The organism is Ichthyobacterium seriolicida (assembly GCF_002369955.1).
GTDB classification, from domain to species: domain Bacteria; phylum Bacteroidota; class Bacteroidia; order Flavobacteriales; family Ichthyobacteriaceae; genus Ichthyobacterium; species Ichthyobacterium seriolicida.
Map to the genome: position 1 here is coordinate 1,660,535 of NZ_AP014564.1, position 16,211 is coordinate 1,676,745.

The 16,211-nt window shown below is 31.5% G+C and carries 10 protein-coding genes and 1 pseudogene; 5 read left to right on the forward strand and 6 right to left on the reverse strand.

Features of this window, described 5'->3' with window-relative positions; translation table 11 throughout:
- Window positions 1-360: 360 nt before the first annotated feature.
- A complete protein-coding gene (locus tag JBKA6_RS07710) occupies window positions 361-2,529 on the forward strand; it encodes a hypothetical protein (RefSeq protein WP_231952046.1) in 2,169 nt (722 codons plus the stop codon).
- 77 nt (window positions 2,530-2,606) lie between these two features.
- Here the strand turns inward: JBKA6_RS07710 and JBKA6_RS06375 are convergent.
- Window positions 2,607-3,804 (reverse strand): annotated as a pseudogene (locus tag JBKA6_RS06375) (IS256 family transposase).
- 525 nt (window positions 3,805-4,329) lie between these two features.
- Here JBKA6_RS06375 and JBKA6_RS06380 point away from each other — a divergent pair.
- Entirely contained in the window at window positions 4,330-5,550 is a 1,221-nt protein-coding gene (locus tag JBKA6_RS06380) for an isocitrate dehydrogenase (NADP(+)) (RefSeq protein ID WP_096686961.1), read from the forward strand.
- Window positions 5,551-5,579: 29 nt separating this feature from the next.
- On the opposite strand, the gene JBKA6_RS06385 is transcribed toward JBKA6_RS06380, so the two are convergent.
- Window positions 5,580-6,308, reverse strand: a complete 729-nt coding sequence (locus JBKA6_RS06385; protein WP_096686962.1) for a biotin--[acetyl-CoA-carboxylase] ligase — start codon at window positions 6,306-6,308, stop codon at window positions 5,580-5,582.
- A gap of 10 nt (window positions 6,309-6,318) precedes the next feature.
- On the reverse strand, window positions 6,319-8,541 hold the full coding sequence (locus JBKA6_RS06390; RefSeq protein WP_096687402.1) for a S9 family peptidase: 2,223 nt from the start codon (window positions 8,539-8,541) through the stop codon (window positions 6,319-6,321).
- A 707-nt stretch (window positions 8,542-9,248) separates the two neighbouring features.
- Here JBKA6_RS06390 and JBKA6_RS06395 point away from each other — a divergent pair.
- Complete coding sequence (locus JBKA6_RS06395; protein WP_096686964.1) at window positions 9,249-11,969, forward strand: putative LPS assembly protein LptD; 2,721 nt, start codon at window positions 9,249-9,251, stop codon at window positions 11,967-11,969.
- Window positions 11,970-11,996: 27 nt separating this feature from the next.
- On the opposite strand, the gene JBKA6_RS06400 is transcribed toward JBKA6_RS06395, so the two are convergent.
- The 3 genes from JBKA6_RS06400 to JBKA6_RS06410 form a co-directional block, all read right to left on the reverse strand.
- Window positions 11,997-12,752 (reverse strand): YebC/PmpR family DNA-binding transcriptional regulator, encoded by a 756-nt coding sequence (locus JBKA6_RS06400; RefSeq protein WP_096686967.1) that lies wholly within the window; start codon window positions 12,750-12,752, stop codon window positions 11,997-11,999.
- Window positions 12,753-12,847: 95 nt separating this feature from the next.
- Window positions 12,848-13,828, reverse strand: a complete 981-nt coding sequence (locus JBKA6_RS06405; RefSeq protein WP_096686969.1) for a glycosyltransferase family 2 protein — start codon at window positions 13,826-13,828, stop codon at window positions 12,848-12,850.
- Between the two features lie 31 nt (window positions 13,829-13,859).
- Window positions 13,860-14,144, reverse strand: coding sequence for a rhodanese-like domain-containing protein (locus JBKA6_RS06410; RefSeq protein ID WP_096686971.1), 285 nt, complete (start codon window positions 14,142-14,144; stop codon window positions 13,860-13,862).
- A 183-nt stretch (window positions 14,145-14,327) separates the two neighbouring features.
- Between JBKA6_RS06410 and JBKA6_RS06415 the strand changes: the two genes are divergently transcribed.
- Both JBKA6_RS06415 and JBKA6_RS06420 read left to right on the forward strand, forming a co-directional pair.
- Window positions 14,328-15,152 carry a prephenate dehydratase gene (locus JBKA6_RS06415; protein ID WP_096686973.1) on the forward strand — a complete coding sequence of 275 codons (825 nt, stop codon included), beginning with the start codon at window positions 14,328-14,330 and terminating at the stop codon, window positions 15,150-15,152.
- A 201-nt stretch (window positions 15,153-15,353) separates the two neighbouring features.
- Window positions 15,354-16,211 carry a prephenate dehydrogenase gene (locus JBKA6_RS06420; RefSeq protein WP_096686975.1) on the forward strand — a complete coding sequence of 286 codons (858 nt, stop codon included), beginning with the start codon at window positions 15,354-15,356 and terminating at the stop codon, window positions 16,209-16,211.

Consider the following 16,211-nt stretch of genomic DNA (forward strand, 5'->3'; position numbering starts at 1 on the left):
TATTCATGGTTTGTATTTCAATTTAACTATAAAGTGTTATTTTTAAAGGGTTTCAACCAAAAATAACCACTTTAGATATAGCCCAAAAATGAGGAATAAAAATATACCATTTATAACTCTGAGTTCATCAATGACTACTTATAAATACTGGATAAAGCGATAGATTATATCCAAAAAATTCATACGACTATGAATAATCTGGGTTAACAAGTCACTTGGTAAAAATAATCACCATCAAATTTTTACTAAACCTTTTATTTTATAGAACTACTATGTTAGCATATTCTAAAAAAGCTTTAATTTCGTGAGCATATAGTTGTATCAACTAATACAATAGTTATATCAACTAATATGATAGTTATGACTAGAAGAATTGTTTTTTATTTTGGATTTATATTTCTCTCATTTTTAAGTATCTATTCTTTTTCTAAGAATTTTCCTGATAAGTTGAGTTATCAGTTTGTGATTAGGAAGGACAATCAACTCTTAAAAGAGTCTACAGTTAGTATTCGTATTTCTTTGTATGTCTTAAATGAACAAAAATCAGAAAATGTTGTATACTCTGAAGTTCATTCGAATGTTAAAACAGATAAAAATGCCTTGGCTTATCTAAATGTAGGAGAAGGGATTAGATCTCAAGGATTCTCAGGTTTAAAATTGTCTGATTTATCATGGTCTGAGGAGTCATATTACATTAAATCAGAGATAGATCTGACTGGAAACAATAATTATAGTAATGCTATTATAAAAAAGAGTCAAATTCTTAGTGTCCCTTATGCATTTTATGCAGCAAATAGCCCAAAAACAAATGTTATAGATAATTTGAATTCTAGAATTGTATCAGCTGCTCTATCTGCTAATAAAGGGAGAGATTTAGAAGAAAGAAAATTAGATAAAATAGATATTGTTGATAATTTTAACGGAGGTAATGGTAAAGTTTTGTCAGCTGAAAGGGGGAAAGAACTTTATGAAAGAGTATATAAATTAGAAACCTACGAAACAAGAATTAAAACGTTAGATGAGGGAGAGTTAGAAGTTATTAATAATTTGAACCTTTCAACTCATGACCCTAAAAAAGTCTTATCAGCATATCAAGGATATCTGCTTAAGCAGATGATAGACAAAAAAGCAGAAAAAGGAGATAGAGGGGAAAAAGGAGATAAAGGTCTTGCTGGCGATAAATCAGAAAAGGGAGATAAAGGGGATAAAGGAGATAAAGGAGATAAAGGTCTTGCTGGCGATAAATCAGAAAAGGGAGATAAAGGAGATAAAGGAGATAAAGGGGACAAAGGGGATAAAGGAGAAATAGTACCAGCAGCAGAACCAGAAAAACCGGCAGCAGGACCACGGAAAGATGACAATGACAATATATTATTTGGGGACTCAGGACAAAACATTACAGGATCAAATAATATCGCTTTAGGAAAAGATGCTCTTAGGGATAACGAAGTAGGTGATGGCAATATAGCTATAGGGACCGAAGCACTTGCTAAAAATACCAGAGGTTCAAACAATATTGCTTTAGGGACTAAAGCTGGTTTAAATACTGATCATTCTAACCAATCTGTTTATATAGGTTCTGAATCCGAGTCCTATCTTACTGGGTCTACAAATGAAATAGTCATTGGACACAAAGCTAAAGGTAAGGGACATGACACAGTAGTGTTAGGAAATGATAAGGTTAGGGAAACACATTTAAAGGGTACAGTTTTTTTATCAAGAGGTTTTTATAATCTAAAGACCCCTTTAAAAGTAAATAGAAGAGTTTTCGAGTATAAAAATACTACTTATAGAGATAATTACTCTTTTAATGCTGAAACTGGTGATCATTATGAATTGCTTTCTTTACATGCTGATCATTCTATTCTAACAAAATCTAGATTTATAGCTATATCAGATAAGCGTATTAAGAGTATAAAAGGTATATCAGACAGAAAAGAAGATTTAAATAAACTTCTAAATATAGAAATTACAGATTATACCATGATAGACAGTATAGAAAGTGGTGTTAAGCCATTTAAAAAAGTAATAGCTCAGCAAGTAGAAGGCATACTGCCACAGGTTATAAGTATAAATAAAGGTATTATCCCTAGTGTGTATGAATTAGCTAAATCAGTTAAAATTTCAAATGAAGGAAGTACTATAACGACAAACAAGGTTCACAGTTTTTCTGTTGGAAATCTTGTTAAAGTTATTATAGAAAATGATGGAGAGAGATCTATAAAAGTAAAAAGAGTTATAGATTCTAATACATTTTTAACAGAAGAGGTTTTAGATTCTAGAAATAAGGTTTTCATCTACGGTAAAGAGGTAGACGATCTACGATCAGTAGATTACGATGGTCTTACTACTTTAAATATTTCAGCAACACAAGCAGTTTATGAAGAGCTTATTTCTACTAAGAAAGAACTTTCTGTTACTAAGGAAAAGCTTTCTAATACTGAAAATAAATTAGATACTCTGATAAAGGTATTAAGTAAATCAAATGTACTCAATAAAGAAGATATCAAAGTTTTGATAAAAGAATAGATAGATATTCACTATAGACCCTAGACACTATCGCGTAAAGTGTGTAACTAAAAAATGACATATTTTTTTGTTTTTATTCATAGTCGAACTCTTTGGTCAAAAATAGTTAAAAATTGATTCAAAATTATTCCCCAATTTGGTATGGGTTTAGACCATTTTTTTGTAGCCTCCCTCAGAGCTAAAAAAGTAGATTTCATAACAGCATCATCAGTTGGGAATGACAATTTGTTTTTGGTATACTTTCTGATTTTTCCATTGAGGTTTTCAATCAAGTTGGTAGTGTAAATAATTTTACTGATTTCTACGGGAAACTCATAAAAAGCAGACAATTCCTCCCAGTTATCTCGCCAGCTTTTAACAGCATAGGAATACTTAGATTCCCATGTTTTTGCAAAGTCATTTAGGGCTGGCCTCAGCTGATTGTTTAGTAGGGGAATTGTATATTGATTTCATGTCATTAAAAAACGTCTTTTTATCCTTACATACTACATATCTGCTTGAATTCCTGATTTGATGTACTACACATATTTGGGTTGTGGATTCAGGAAATACATTTTTTATAGTTTGGGTAAAGCCATTTAAATTATCCGTAGCTGTGATAAGTATATCCTCAACTCCTCTAGCCTTTAAATCTGTTAATACGTTCATCCAAAAGGCAGAGCATTCATTCTTCCCTAACCATAAGCCTAATACTTCTTTTTTTCCATCTCTACCAAGGCCAATAGCGATGTACATACTCTTGTTGATCACTTTGGAATTCTCCCTAACCTTGAATACTATAGTGTCCATCCAAACTATCAAATATACAGGCTCTAGAGGTCTATTTTGCCAGGCTATGATATCATTTGTCACTCTATCTGTGATACGGGATATGGTAGATGTAGAAATATCAAAATTGTATAACTCTTGTATTTGATCCTCTATGTCTGAATTACTCATCCCCTTGAAATAAAAACTGATGATTATATTTTCTAATCCTTCTGCCATATTCTTGCGTTTAGGGATTAACATAGGATTAAAAGAGGAATCTCTATCTCTTGGAACTTTAATCTTGCTCTCTCCTAATGATGTCTTAACATTCTTTGTAGAATAGCCATTGCGGAAATTTGTATTCTTTGATTGCTCATATTTAGAATAATCCAAATGTGAATCTAATTCCCCTTCTAGAATCTTTTCAATACCTCGTCTCTGAATATCTTTTAGAAATGATAGCAGATCTTCTCCTGTTTTGAATTGCTTTAAGAATTCATCTTTTAATAAATCTTCTTTTTTCATTTGTATAAAGTTTTAATTAGTTTTTTTTAAAAAAATATCTAGGATTTTTTTTCCTAAATATAAACTTTACACACTTTACAGGATAGTGTCTAAAGCCCAAAAATGAGGAATAAAAACATATTATTTATAACCTGAGTTAGATAGGCAATTACTTATAAATACTGGATAAAAAACCATAGATCTAACCTTAAAAAGTCATATGACTATGAATAATCTGGGTTAAATACCCATGAATTACCCCTTTCCATAAAGAAAACGTTCTTAAAAAAGAACACTTCAGCAAGTAGGTTTTACAATAGGAAAAAGAGCGAATGGATAACTTCCAAAAAGAAAACGTTCTTAAAAAAGAACACTTCAGCAAATAGGTTTTACAATAGGAAAAAGAGCGAATGGATAACTTCCAAATATTATAATCCAAGTCAAATCAATAGAGTCTAGAGATCTTTATGACTTATTTGAAAACTCTGTGTTTTGCCTTACCTTTGCTAGCTGTTATCATCCGATTAAATAAAAAACCAAACCTAAATGAAAAAAATACAAGTAGCCAATCCAATCGTAGAATTAGACGGAGATGAAATGACTAGAGTTATTTGGAATCTCATAAAAGAAAAACTGATTTTTCCCTACCTAGACTTAAACATAAAATATTACGATTTGAGCATCCAAAAAAGAGATGAGACAAATGATCAGATAACTATAGATTCAGCCCAAGCCATAAAAAAATACGGTGTAGGTATAAAATGTGCTACTATTACTCCAGACGAGAGTAGAGTAAAAGAATTTGGCTTAAAAGAGATGTGGAAATCTCCAAATGGTACTATTAGAAATATATTAGACGGCACAGTTTTTAGAGAGCCTATAGTAATCAAGAACATCCCGCGTCTGGTTCCGAGTTGGACAAAACCAATCTGCATTGGAAGACACGCATTTGGAGATCAGTACAGAGCTACCGATGTGGTAATAAAAGGTAAAGGCAAATTGACCATGAGTTTTAAATCAGAAGATGGAGGGGAAGATAAAACATGGGAAATATTCGATTTTAATAATGGCGGTGTGGCTATGTCTATGTACAACACAGAGGATTCTATTTATGGTTTTGCACATTCTTGTTTTAACGTTGCCATAACTAAAAAGTGGCCTTTATACCTATCTACTAAAAACACTATTCTAAAGAAATACGACGGCAGATTTAAAGATATCTTCCAAGAAGTTTATGCTGAGTACAAAGATAAAATGGATAGTATTGGAATCACATACGAGCACAGACTTATAGATGATATGGTAGCCTACTGCCTAAAATGTGAAGGAGGTTTTATATGGGCTTGTAAAAATTACGATGGAGATGTACAGTCCGATACAGTTGCTCAAGGATTTGGATCATTAGGATTGATGACTTCAGTATTGACTACTCCAGATGGTAAAATAGTAGAATCTGAAGCTGCACACGGCACGGTAACTAGGCATTTCCGCAGACATGAAAAAGGGGAAGCTACTTCTACCAATCCTATAGCATCTATATTCGCTTGGACTAAAGGACTTTTGCACAGAGCAAAATTGGATGATAATCAAGAATTGAAGGACTTTTGTAATACACTAGAGCAAGTATGTATAGAAACCGTAGAAAGTGGCAAGATGACCAAAGATCTAGCTCTTATAATACACGGAAAATCTCTGACAGAAAAACACTACCTGACCACAGAAGACTTTCTATCTGAATTAGAAAAAAACTTAAAATCTAAATTTTAACAAATAAGACAAAGAGTTATAGAGGTTATTTATAAGATGAAAATAACCTCTTTATTTGAAAAAGTGAGCGTGCTGCCAGCATCTGTATTTATTTTTAATCTTCCAGAGGTGTCTATGCCCTTTATACAGCCAGAAAACACATCTCCATCAGGAGTCTTATATAATTTATTCTCCCCAATCTGAAATAGAGAATCCTCGTATTCTTGGTATATGTTTAAAGTATCCGATTTACACAGTCTATTGTAATAAGCTCTTATATGAGAGAGTATATCCTCCAAAAAAAACTCTAAATCCAAATTAGTATTAGTCTCTTTTTTAATGGAAGTAGCTCTGAGAGAATTATCAAATTTTTCTTGATTCACATTTATACCGATACCAACTATACTACTAGTTATTTTTTTACTTACACAAGTATTTTCAATTAATATTCCCCCTATTTTTTTTGAATTTACATATATATCATTTGGCCATTTTATCTTCACATTATCCACATATTGACTCAAAGATTTAAATATGCCCAAACTAACTACCATATTCAACATAAATTGAGAACCTATATTTAAAAAATTAGGTTTTAACAAAATAGAACACAGCAAATTCTTGTATGGATCGGATAACCACTTATTACTCATCTGACCTTTTCCCTGACTTTGATAGTCCGCTCTAACTACTGACCACTCCTGTAGATATTCATCTCTAACCATCTTCGACAAAAAATCATTTGTAGAGTTGACCTCCTTTAGCCTTATTATATTCATTGTATGATTGTCATTTCAAATTATTCAATATGAAGTCTGTTATCTTGGTAAATAAATGAAGAGTTGTATTGCCTCCATATATTCCGTGATTTTTATCAGGATATACGAATAAATCGAATTGCTTATTCTTTTGAACTAGATGCTCGACCATCGTCATAGAGTTTTGATAGTGAACATTGTCATCGGCAGAACCGTGAATTAAAAGATACTTACCCTTAAAATTATCTAAATATTTAAAAGGAGTATTGTCCTCATATCCTCTAATATTCTCCTTTGGAAGACCCATATACCTCTCGGTATAAATAGTATCGTAAAAATACCAACTCGTAACAGGAGCAACAGCTATAGCCGTTGAAAAGACATCAGCCCCCTTGGTGATGGCCAAAGATGCCATATATCCACCATAACTCCATCCAAAAAAACCTATATTATCTCTTTTTACAAAGGGCAATTCTCTAAAATATTTAGCAGCATATATTTGGTCTTCTATCTCGTATTTGCCTAGTTTTTTATAAGTTATCTTTTTAAAATCTCTGCCCTTAAAACCCGTGCCCCTATTATCTACAGAGACAACTATAAATCCCTTTTGAGACAAAAACTGATGCCATAAATCATTTTTCCAAGAATTTGATACCTTCTGAGAACCTGGACCTCCATACACATCAAAAAGAACTGGATACATCTTTTTAGAATCGAAATTATATGGTTTTATCATAGAAGCATTTAAATCATAACCTCCATCTGTCTTTATAGTAAAAATGCTCTTTTTAGATATTTTATAATCCTTTAAGTTATTTTCTAATTCCTTATTATCCTTTATCTTCTTTATAAATTCACCTTTGTTATTGTATAAATCATAACTATAGGGAATATCCACACTAGAATATTCATTTATAAAATGAGTAAAATCACTGCTGAAAAATGCCCTATTCACACCTGTATTTTTAGATAATCTCTTGTTATTATTCCCTGAAATATCAATGCTATATACATGTCTATTTATTCCCTCGTTACCCTCATCATCTCGAGTAGATTGATAGTATATCTGACCAGAATTATAACCGTAAAATTTTGTCACCTCCCAGTCTCCACTTGTAATCTGTCTGATCTTCTTGTTTTTGTTTTCAAATAAATAAAGATGATTCCAACCACTTCTATCACTAGGCCATATAAAAGAATTGTCTGGCAAAAAAAACACATCCATCTCAAGCTCTATATAACTCAGATCAGTATCTACAAAAACCACTTCCTGCCTTTTTTGGTCAGTATCTACAAAGAGAAAATCTATTTTATTTTGATGACGATTCATAACCAAAACACATAATTTGTCATTTTCACTAGTCCAATATATGCGAGGGACATAAAAATCTGTATAATCACTTAAGTCCACTTTAAAAGTCTTTGATTTTTCTAAATCATATACATGTACACTGACCTTTGAATTTTCACTTCCAGCTTTTGGATATTTAATTTTGGTCTGTGTTGGATAGGTCCCCTTACCGAAAATATCCATGGAAAACTCTAGTACATTAGCTTCATCGAAACGTATAAAAGCAACTTTTCGGCTATCATTAGACCACTTAAAAGCTCTTACAAAAGAAAACTCTTCCTCATATACCCAATCTGCTATGCCGTTTATAACACTGTTTTTCTTGCCGTCAAAAGTAATTTGTGTTTCTAATTTAGTATTTAGAGTTTTTACAAAAATATTATTATCTCTCACAAAAGCTATCTTTTTACCGTCAGGAGAAAATTTTGGAGCTATCTCTTTTTCCTGAGAAAGAGCTTCTATAGTTTTATCAGATATGTTGTATATAAAGTGTTTAGCTAACCTAGAATGACGATAAATACGCTCTTGATCAGTTGACAGAAGAATCAATTTTTCATCTTCACTAAAAAAGTATTCAGAAAAATTATTTATCTCTGAAAAATTATTAGCGTCAAAAATGCTGTATTCCTTTTCAGTGTCGCCGTAATTATAAACGTCTATACTAGTGCCCTTCTCGTTTGCAAGAGTATATTTTCTGACATTTTTCATATTATGAATATTCCCTATTCTCTGCGCTTTTAAAATATTGTTTTTAAAAATATCTTCTAATGAGATATCTTTTTTCTGACTGTGAGACAAAAGAGAAAAAAAAGTTAAAAAAATACATAGCAAAAATGTGCTAATAGTTCTCTTATCATAAAAGACAACAGTTGTCTTCACAACTGAATTAATAGTGTGTTTCATAAATAGTTTTTTTTGAAAAATTATTAAAGCAATACCCTTAAAGTGGGTAAATAAAAGATGATATATCTCTTTATCTCTATTCATAGACGAACTCTTTTGCCAAAAGTAGTTAAAAATTGATTCCAGGATTATTCCCCGATTTGGTATGGGTTTGGACCATTTCTTGTAGCCTCCCCCCTCCCCCTCCAAGAGCTAAAAAAGTAGATTTTATAACAGCAGCAGCAGTTGGAAATCATAATTTGTTTTTGGTATACTTTCTATCATTCTCAGCATTACTTTGATATTTTTAATTTGCGTTGCTATAAAATTAGTAGAGTATTTTTTATTTTCTCTCCAAAAAGTGAAAAGTTCATCATATTTTGGAAGGGTTCTAGTAAGATGGGATAGTAAAATTCTTTTAAACCTAAATTATTCATAGTTACCTTTCAATATTATTCACAAAGTGTTAATTTTAAAGGGATTTAACCAAATCTAGACCACTTTAGATATTGCCCCTAAAAAAAACACCCGCTAAAGTAAGAAACTTAGGAATATACTAACCTTACAGGTAGTTTAATAGAATTGAAATCTATTTTTATTGTCCTTCATAGAGCGCAAAAAAACAATCTATTAGTAGTAGTGTATTCTAAATAAACGGCTAAATTTGCTAGTGCTTTTCTTGTAAAGGAAATTAGATTTGTATAGACAGTATTTCATAGCCTTAACCGTTGTCTTTTTTTTTTTGCGAAATATCCAAAGGGCAAGAAAACAGTGACTCTCTACTTATTCAACAACAATCTATTATCGATTCTACCCTTGTAAATGATCTCTCTGTAGAGAAAGAAAATAGTGACTCTCTACTTATTCAACAACAATCTATTATCGATTCCACCCTTGTAAATGATCTCTATATTCAGAGCAAAACAGATAGTTCATCTATAAAAGAAATAGTTGAATACACCGCTACAGATACCATCAGAAATGATGTTATAACACGTGAGACCATGCTCTATAATAAAGCTTCGTTGAAATACGAAGACATGAAACTCGAAGCTGGCAAAATTGTCATAGACTGGAAAAAAAATACTGTTATGGCCGTCGGCATATTAGATACATTAGAAAATATTGTACAACGCCCAGTGTTCACCCAAGGGGACAAAGTATATCATGTAGACACAATATTTTATAACACAGAAACTAAAAATGTACTTGTAAAAAATGGCAAGACAATAGATAAAGAGGGAATCATAGTTGGAGAATGGATAAAAAAAGAATCTGATGATATCATTTACATAAGAGATGGAAAGTTTACCACTGACAAAAAAGACGATCCTGATTACTATATAGCCTCCTCCAGGATAAAGAAAATAGGTAATGATAAGATTGTAACTAGTTCTGCTCAAATGAGTATATCTGGAGTGCCTACTCCTATATTTGTTCCCTTTGGTTTTTTTCCTATGTCCAATAAGCCCACTTCAGGTATAATATTTCCAACTTGGGGAGAGACCAAATTAGAAGGGTTTTCATTACAAGGAATGGGATATTACTTCCCCTTTAGTAACAATTTAGATTTAACCCTAAGAGGTGATATTCACACTAGAGGAGGATGGCGTGTTGAGGGTAGTTCTAATTATAAATTGAGATATAAATTTTCAGGAAATTTTTTCGTAGACTACATAAATAAGGTTCTCAGCGAGAAGGGAAGATCAGATTACAGTAAAAATACTGAATACCATATCAAGTGGTCACATACACAAGATCCAAAATCAAATCCAAATTTATTGTTTTCCGCTAGTGTAAATATAGCTAGTAGTGAGTATCATAAATCTTCTATTAGGGAGAGACATTCTAAGAATTTCCTAAATAATACTACGAACTCTTCTGTATCTATGAATAAAAAATTTGAAGAGTTACCACTTAGACTATCTGTAAACCTCAGACATTCTCACAATAATAATACTGGAGACTTAGTTTTAGATTTACCAGTTATAACACTAGATGCAGATCCTTGGTATCCATTTGAGTCAGATGATGGAAGTAGAGGCAATTGGGTGGAAAAAATTAACATAAACTGGCAGGCAAATGCACATAATAAAGTGGGTGTTAAAGATTCTCTACTGTTTACAAAGCAAGTATTTGACAATATTCAAAATGGTATAAAAAACACTTTATCCTCTAGCACGAGCATTAAATTATTCAAACATATAAATGTTAGTCCTTCTGTAAATTTCACAGAGATATGGTATCAAAATGTCTCTAAAAAGAGATGGGATCCAGATAAAATAGATGAAAAAACTCAAGAAGAAGGAATGGTTGTGGAAGATAAAATATATGGATTCTACTCGGTTAGAGAATTTAATTTTTCAGTGTCCTTTTCTACTAGACTTTACGGTATGTTTAAGTTTGGTAAAAATTCCTTTGTGCAGGCTATAAGGCATGTGTTGAGTCCAACTATTTCATACAGTTATAAACCTGATTTCACTTCTGACTTTTGGGGTTATCAAGACACTTTTGATAGACCAGACCCATCTGATCCTCTCAAGACTATACAAGAGAAATACTCCAGGTTTGAAAAAGGGATATATGGATATCCTAGAAATTCACAAGAGAGTAATATATCCTTTGGAATTGGTAATTCATTAGAGAGTAAAATAGCTTTTAAATCAGAAAAAGATACTGCAGATGCTGTAAAAAAGATAATTCTGTTTAGGAGTCTGAATATGAATATTAGTTATAATATGGCAAAAGAAGATTTCTTTAAATGGTCAGACTTATCAGTAGATGCTTCGACTACCATAATAAAGGGGTTAGATATACAGGTTAGGAGTACTTTTAGTCCATATGCCATAGATGAAGAAGGAAAACTATTAGAGAGTTATAATATATCAAACGGCTCTTTGTTTAGATTGACTAATACGGGTTTTACAGCTTCATACAGACTTAGTAATACTGATATCTTTGGAAAAAAAGAGAGTACTAGTGACAAGGATAAAAAAGATAAAAATGATAAAAAAAGTGGAGGTATATCTGAAAATAGTGAAGTAGAGGAAAATATAGAAGATGATGATCAAAAAGAAAATGAAAAAGAGATAGATCTTAAAAAACCCATTCCATATATGGATTATGATTTGCCGTGGAATATAAACTTTGGTTATTCTTGGAATTACAATATCAGAGGAAAAGATATAACTAGAACTAGCACCTTAACTTTTGGCATAGATTTAACATTTACAAAGTGGAAATTTGATATTTCTTCTGGTTATGATTTAGATAATTCTGGATTTTCTCACACCAATATAAATGTAACTAGAGATTTAGATTCCTTTATTATGAAAGTAAATTGGGCTCCTATAGGCAACAGTTCATATAACTTTTTTATAGGAATAAAGGCTCCTATATTAAAAGACATAAAATACGAATACACCAGGCCAAATGATTACGGATTTTAGTAATCTTAAGTTGCAGTATTATTAGTTCTATTGGTTTAAATAATCTTCTATTTCACTAGTCATTTCCAAGTTGTGAAATACGTTTTGAACATCGTCATTATCATCTTCGAATTTATTTATCAAGTTTAGAACTTTTTTAGCTTCGTTTAAATCTAGTTTTGTCGTGGTGTTAGGGATTCTATCTAGACTAGATTGTTTGACTTCTATATTCATCTCTTCCAATTTGTTTTGCATCAATCCAAAATCTACAAAGGATGTGTACAAGGTGATTGTATTTTCATCTATATAAGATTCTTCTAATCCTGAATCTATTAGTTCCATCTCCACTTTTTCTAAGTCTATAGAATTTTTATCAGTATCTATGACGAATACTCCTTTTCTGTCAAATATAAATTCTAAGGATCCATTTTTCCCCAAGGAGCCCCCATTTTTATTGAAAATACTTCTTACATCAGCTACAGTGCGATTTATATTATCAGTTGTGCATTCCACAAAAACAGCTACTCCCCCATTTGCGTACCCTTCGAAGGTGACTTCAGAATATGTATTTGCGTCATCGCCTGACGCTTTTTTAATAGCTCTATCTATATTGTCTTTAGGCATATTCTCTCCCTTTGCATTTGAGATGGCATTTCTCAATCTAGGATTACTACTTGGATCATTTCCTGATTCTTTAACAGCTATTGTAATCTCTTTTATTATTCTAGTGAATATTTTGCCTCTTTTTGCATCTTGAGCTCCTTTTCTATGTTTGATATTTGCCCATTTACTATGTCCAGCCATTATTGTAGTAGTTTTTTTTAATGTTTAAAGCAATATATTTTAAAAAAAATGAGAGACAAAATAAATAATAAAAACTCAATGAGAGTTAATATGACTTAAATATTAAAATAATACTTTAGGAGGATGCTATTTGTTTTATAGTAATTATCCACTTGATGTTTAGCTCTTTTTTTATAGATTTTAAACAAGAGTTTGTAAAAGCTAAAGTGTGCCATAGGTACATGTAATGCGTTTTTGAAATTACCTTCAAAAATAAATTTAAAAAACAGTAATTGATCTAGTATAAGTCTGCTTATCACGATTATAGCAAGAGATTTAAGTGGAGCGTTTTTAACTATAGAGAGAAGGCTATTTCTCAAATTCAGGAAAACTTTTTTCTCGTTGAATCCAAGTTTAGTAGCGCTACCTACGTGGTAGACAGTAGAAGTGCCAATGTATGATATATTTTTTTTGCTGTTGTAAAACCTCCAACATAAATCTATTTCTTCCCAATGTGCTGTAAAATCTTCATCAAAGCCTCCGTGTTGAAAAAAATCTTTTGATCTGACAAAGAAACAAGCTCCTGTAGCCCAGAGTATATTACAGTGATCATTGTATTGCCCCTTATCAGTTTCTACATTGTCGAATATCCTACCGCGGCAAAAAGGATAAGCAAATCTATCTAAAAAGCCACCCCCAGCACCAGCGTATTCAAATTTATCTTTAGACTTAGCATCTAATATTTTTGGTTGTGCGGCCACTATTTTACTATCTAGTTTGAAAGCATCTATAATGGGAGTTAACCAATTTTGAGTTACTTCCACATCGGAATTTAGCAATACAAAAATATCGTGTGTTATCCCTTTTAAACCTAGATTGTATCCTTTGGCATAACCTAGATTGTGTTGATGTTTTATCAGTTTAACTTCAGGGTAATTATCTATTATAAACGACGCTGAGCAATCTGAAGATCCATTGTCTATTATGTAAATATCTGCTTGTTTAGAAGAGTGTTTTATTACTGAAGGTAAGAATTTTTTTATAAGATCTATTCCATTGTAATTCAATATGACAATGGCTACATTCAGGTTTTCCATATGTTTGGATAGATATACTGAAAAAGGATATTTATTTGATTAGATTGTCGATTTGAGCCCATCCGCCTCCATCGTAGACGTTATTTATTCCAACGGACTTTAGAAACTCAACTGTTTGTTGGCTTCTCTGACCCGACTTACAACAAATAATTATGTCCTTAGTATTTTTTTTTATCTCTTGAATTTTATCAGGTAATTCATGCATAGGGATATTGATGCTATTAGATATGTGATTCTCCTGGAATTCTTCTCTTGTTCTAACGTCTATTATATCGTATGAGTTATTGTCAATGATATATTGTAAGTCATTTTTCATAGTGAGCTAGAGTGTTTTATCTCTGCGAATTTAATAAGAAATTAAGAGGTTTTCAACAACCCTAATTCAGATTAATATTTACTAAAAATAATGTTTTTAAATAAAGGTCAATCGGTGAAAATAAGGCTTTTAAAATAAGAACTAAACTTTAATTTGCGCTATTTATAATTTCAAACATTTCATATGAAAAAAACAGTTGCCATACAGGGTGTTAAAGGATCTTATCATCACATAGCAGCTATGGAATATTTTTCCCAACCCATAGATATAGTAGAATGCGATAGTTTTAGAAAAATGCCTGATCTCATAAATCAAAATAAAGTAGATCTCGCTATTATGGCCATAGAAAACTCTATAGCTGGAAGCATATTATCGAATTATTCTATAATATTGAATAATAATATTAAAGTCATAGGTGAATATTACTTGTCTATTTCTCACTGTCTAATGACAATTAAAGGTCAAGACATAGGAGATATAAAAGAGATATATTCTCACCCTATGGCCATATTACAATGCGAAGAATATTTAAAAAGATATCCAAATATAAAATTGGTAGAAACGGAAAACACAGCACTGAGTGCAAAAAAAATATCAAATGAAAATCTTATTAATATAGCTGCTATCGCGAGTGAAACAGCTGGTAATATTTATAAATTGAGCATAATAGATAGAGATATTCAAACTAAAAAAAATAATTTTACCAGGTTTTTTATAATTGCAAAGACAAATATTGAGAGCTTAAGAGATAAGGACAAGGCGTCTATAAAATTTTCTTTAAAACACCAACCAGGTAATCTCGCAGATATATTAAATACATTTTCAAGTAAAGACATAAACCTGACTAAAATACAATCTATACCTATTATCGATAAACCTTGGGAATACTCTTTTATAGTGGATTTTTTATTTAAAGACGAAAACCATTATAGTGACTTAATGAGAAGTCTAGAAGGCAAGTGTAATGATATAGAAATAATAGGAAAATATAAGTCATGCTTAATATGATATAATATAAAGATTGACTAATTTATTAAGAGTAATATTTTCTTAAAAGTTAAATTCATGCGGATAAATATTTTTTCATATACCGATCTTAGATTTATATTTGGAGCAGAGAAAAAAAATACATTAGAATCTCTTTCTGTATTTCTCAGCCAAAATTCTTGAACTCTTGGTAGAAAGAATTTTTAAAAAGTAATAATATTCATGATAGTATCGATTATAGGCTTAGGTTTAATGGGAGGATCTATGGCTTTATCTCTGAGACAAAAATTAAAGCCATCTATTTTACTGGGTGTAGAAAAAAAACTCGAACACGCCGATATAGCTATAAAACTTGGAATAGTAGACAGAGTATGCTCTTTAGAGGAAGCTATTGATAAATCTGATGTCATAGTTTTGGCGTTACCTGTAAACGATAATGATAAGTATATTACATCTATCTTAGATGGAGTAAAAGAATCGTCTGTAATTTTCGATATGGGGTCTACCAAAGAGAGTATTTGTAGTATCACTAAAAATCACGCTAACAGAAAGCAGTTCGTTGCTACTCATCCTATCGCAGGCACGGAGCACTCTGGACCTGAAGCTGCCTTTGATTTACTTTTTAAAAATAAATTATGCATAATTTGCGACAAGGAAAAGAGCAGCCCTAAAGCCATAGAATTAGTAGAAAACATATATGAGAAAATAGGAATGAATATAATTGAAATGGACTCTTCACGACATGATAAACACATAGCATATGTATCGCATATATCTCATATAAGCTCTTTTGCCTTAGGACACACAGTCTTGGAAATAGAAAAAGACCAACAGGCCATATTCAATATGGCTGGAAGTGGCTTTGCCTCGACGGTCAGACTTGCAAAGAGCTCCTCAAAAACCTGGGTTCCAATATTTAGGCAGAACTCTGATAATATCCTAATGGCTCTAAACAAGTATATAGAAAATTTAGAATATTTCAGGGATAAGATAGAATCAAAGAGCTTTGACGACTTAGATAAATACATACTAAGATCTAATGATATAAAAAGAGTATTAGAAGGAATTAAAAAAAAATAA

What these genes read in the sequence shown, in the direction of transcription:
- JBKA6_RS06410 (WP_096686971.1), bottom strand. Translation starts at nt 14,144, where the DNA reads ATGAAAAATGACTTACAATATATCATTGACAATAACTCATACGATATA.
- JBKA6_RS06420 (WP_096686975.1), top strand. Translation starts at nt 15,354, where the DNA reads ATGATAGTATCGATTATAGGCTTAGGTTTAATGGGAGGATCTATGGCT.
- JBKA6_RS06380 (WP_096686961.1), top strand. Translation starts at nt 4,330, where the DNA reads ATGAAAAAAATACAAGTAGCCAATCCAATCGTAGAATTAGACGGAGAT.
- JBKA6_RS06390 (WP_096687402.1), bottom strand. Translation starts at nt 8,541, where the DNA reads ATGAAACACACTATTAATTCAGTTGTGAAGACAACTGTTGTCTTTTAT.
- JBKA6_RS06400 (WP_096686967.1), bottom strand. Translation starts at nt 12,752, where the DNA reads ATGGCTGGACATAGTAAATGGGCAAATATCAAACATAGAAAAGGAGCT.
- JBKA6_RS06385 (WP_096686962.1), bottom strand. Translation starts at nt 6,308, where the DNA reads ATGAATATAATAAGGCTAAAGGAGGTCAACTCTACAAATGATTTTTTG.
- JBKA6_RS06405 (WP_096686969.1), bottom strand. Translation starts at nt 13,828, where the DNA reads ATGGAAAACCTGAATGTAGCCATTGTCATATTGAATTACAATGGAATA.
- JBKA6_RS07710 (WP_231952046.1), top strand. Translation starts at nt 361, where the DNA reads ATGACTAGAAGAATTGTTTTTTATTTTGGATTTATATTTCTCTCATTT.
- JBKA6_RS06415 (WP_096686973.1), top strand. Translation starts at nt 14,328, where the DNA reads ATGAAAAAAACAGTTGCCATACAGGGTGTTAAAGGATCTTATCATCAC.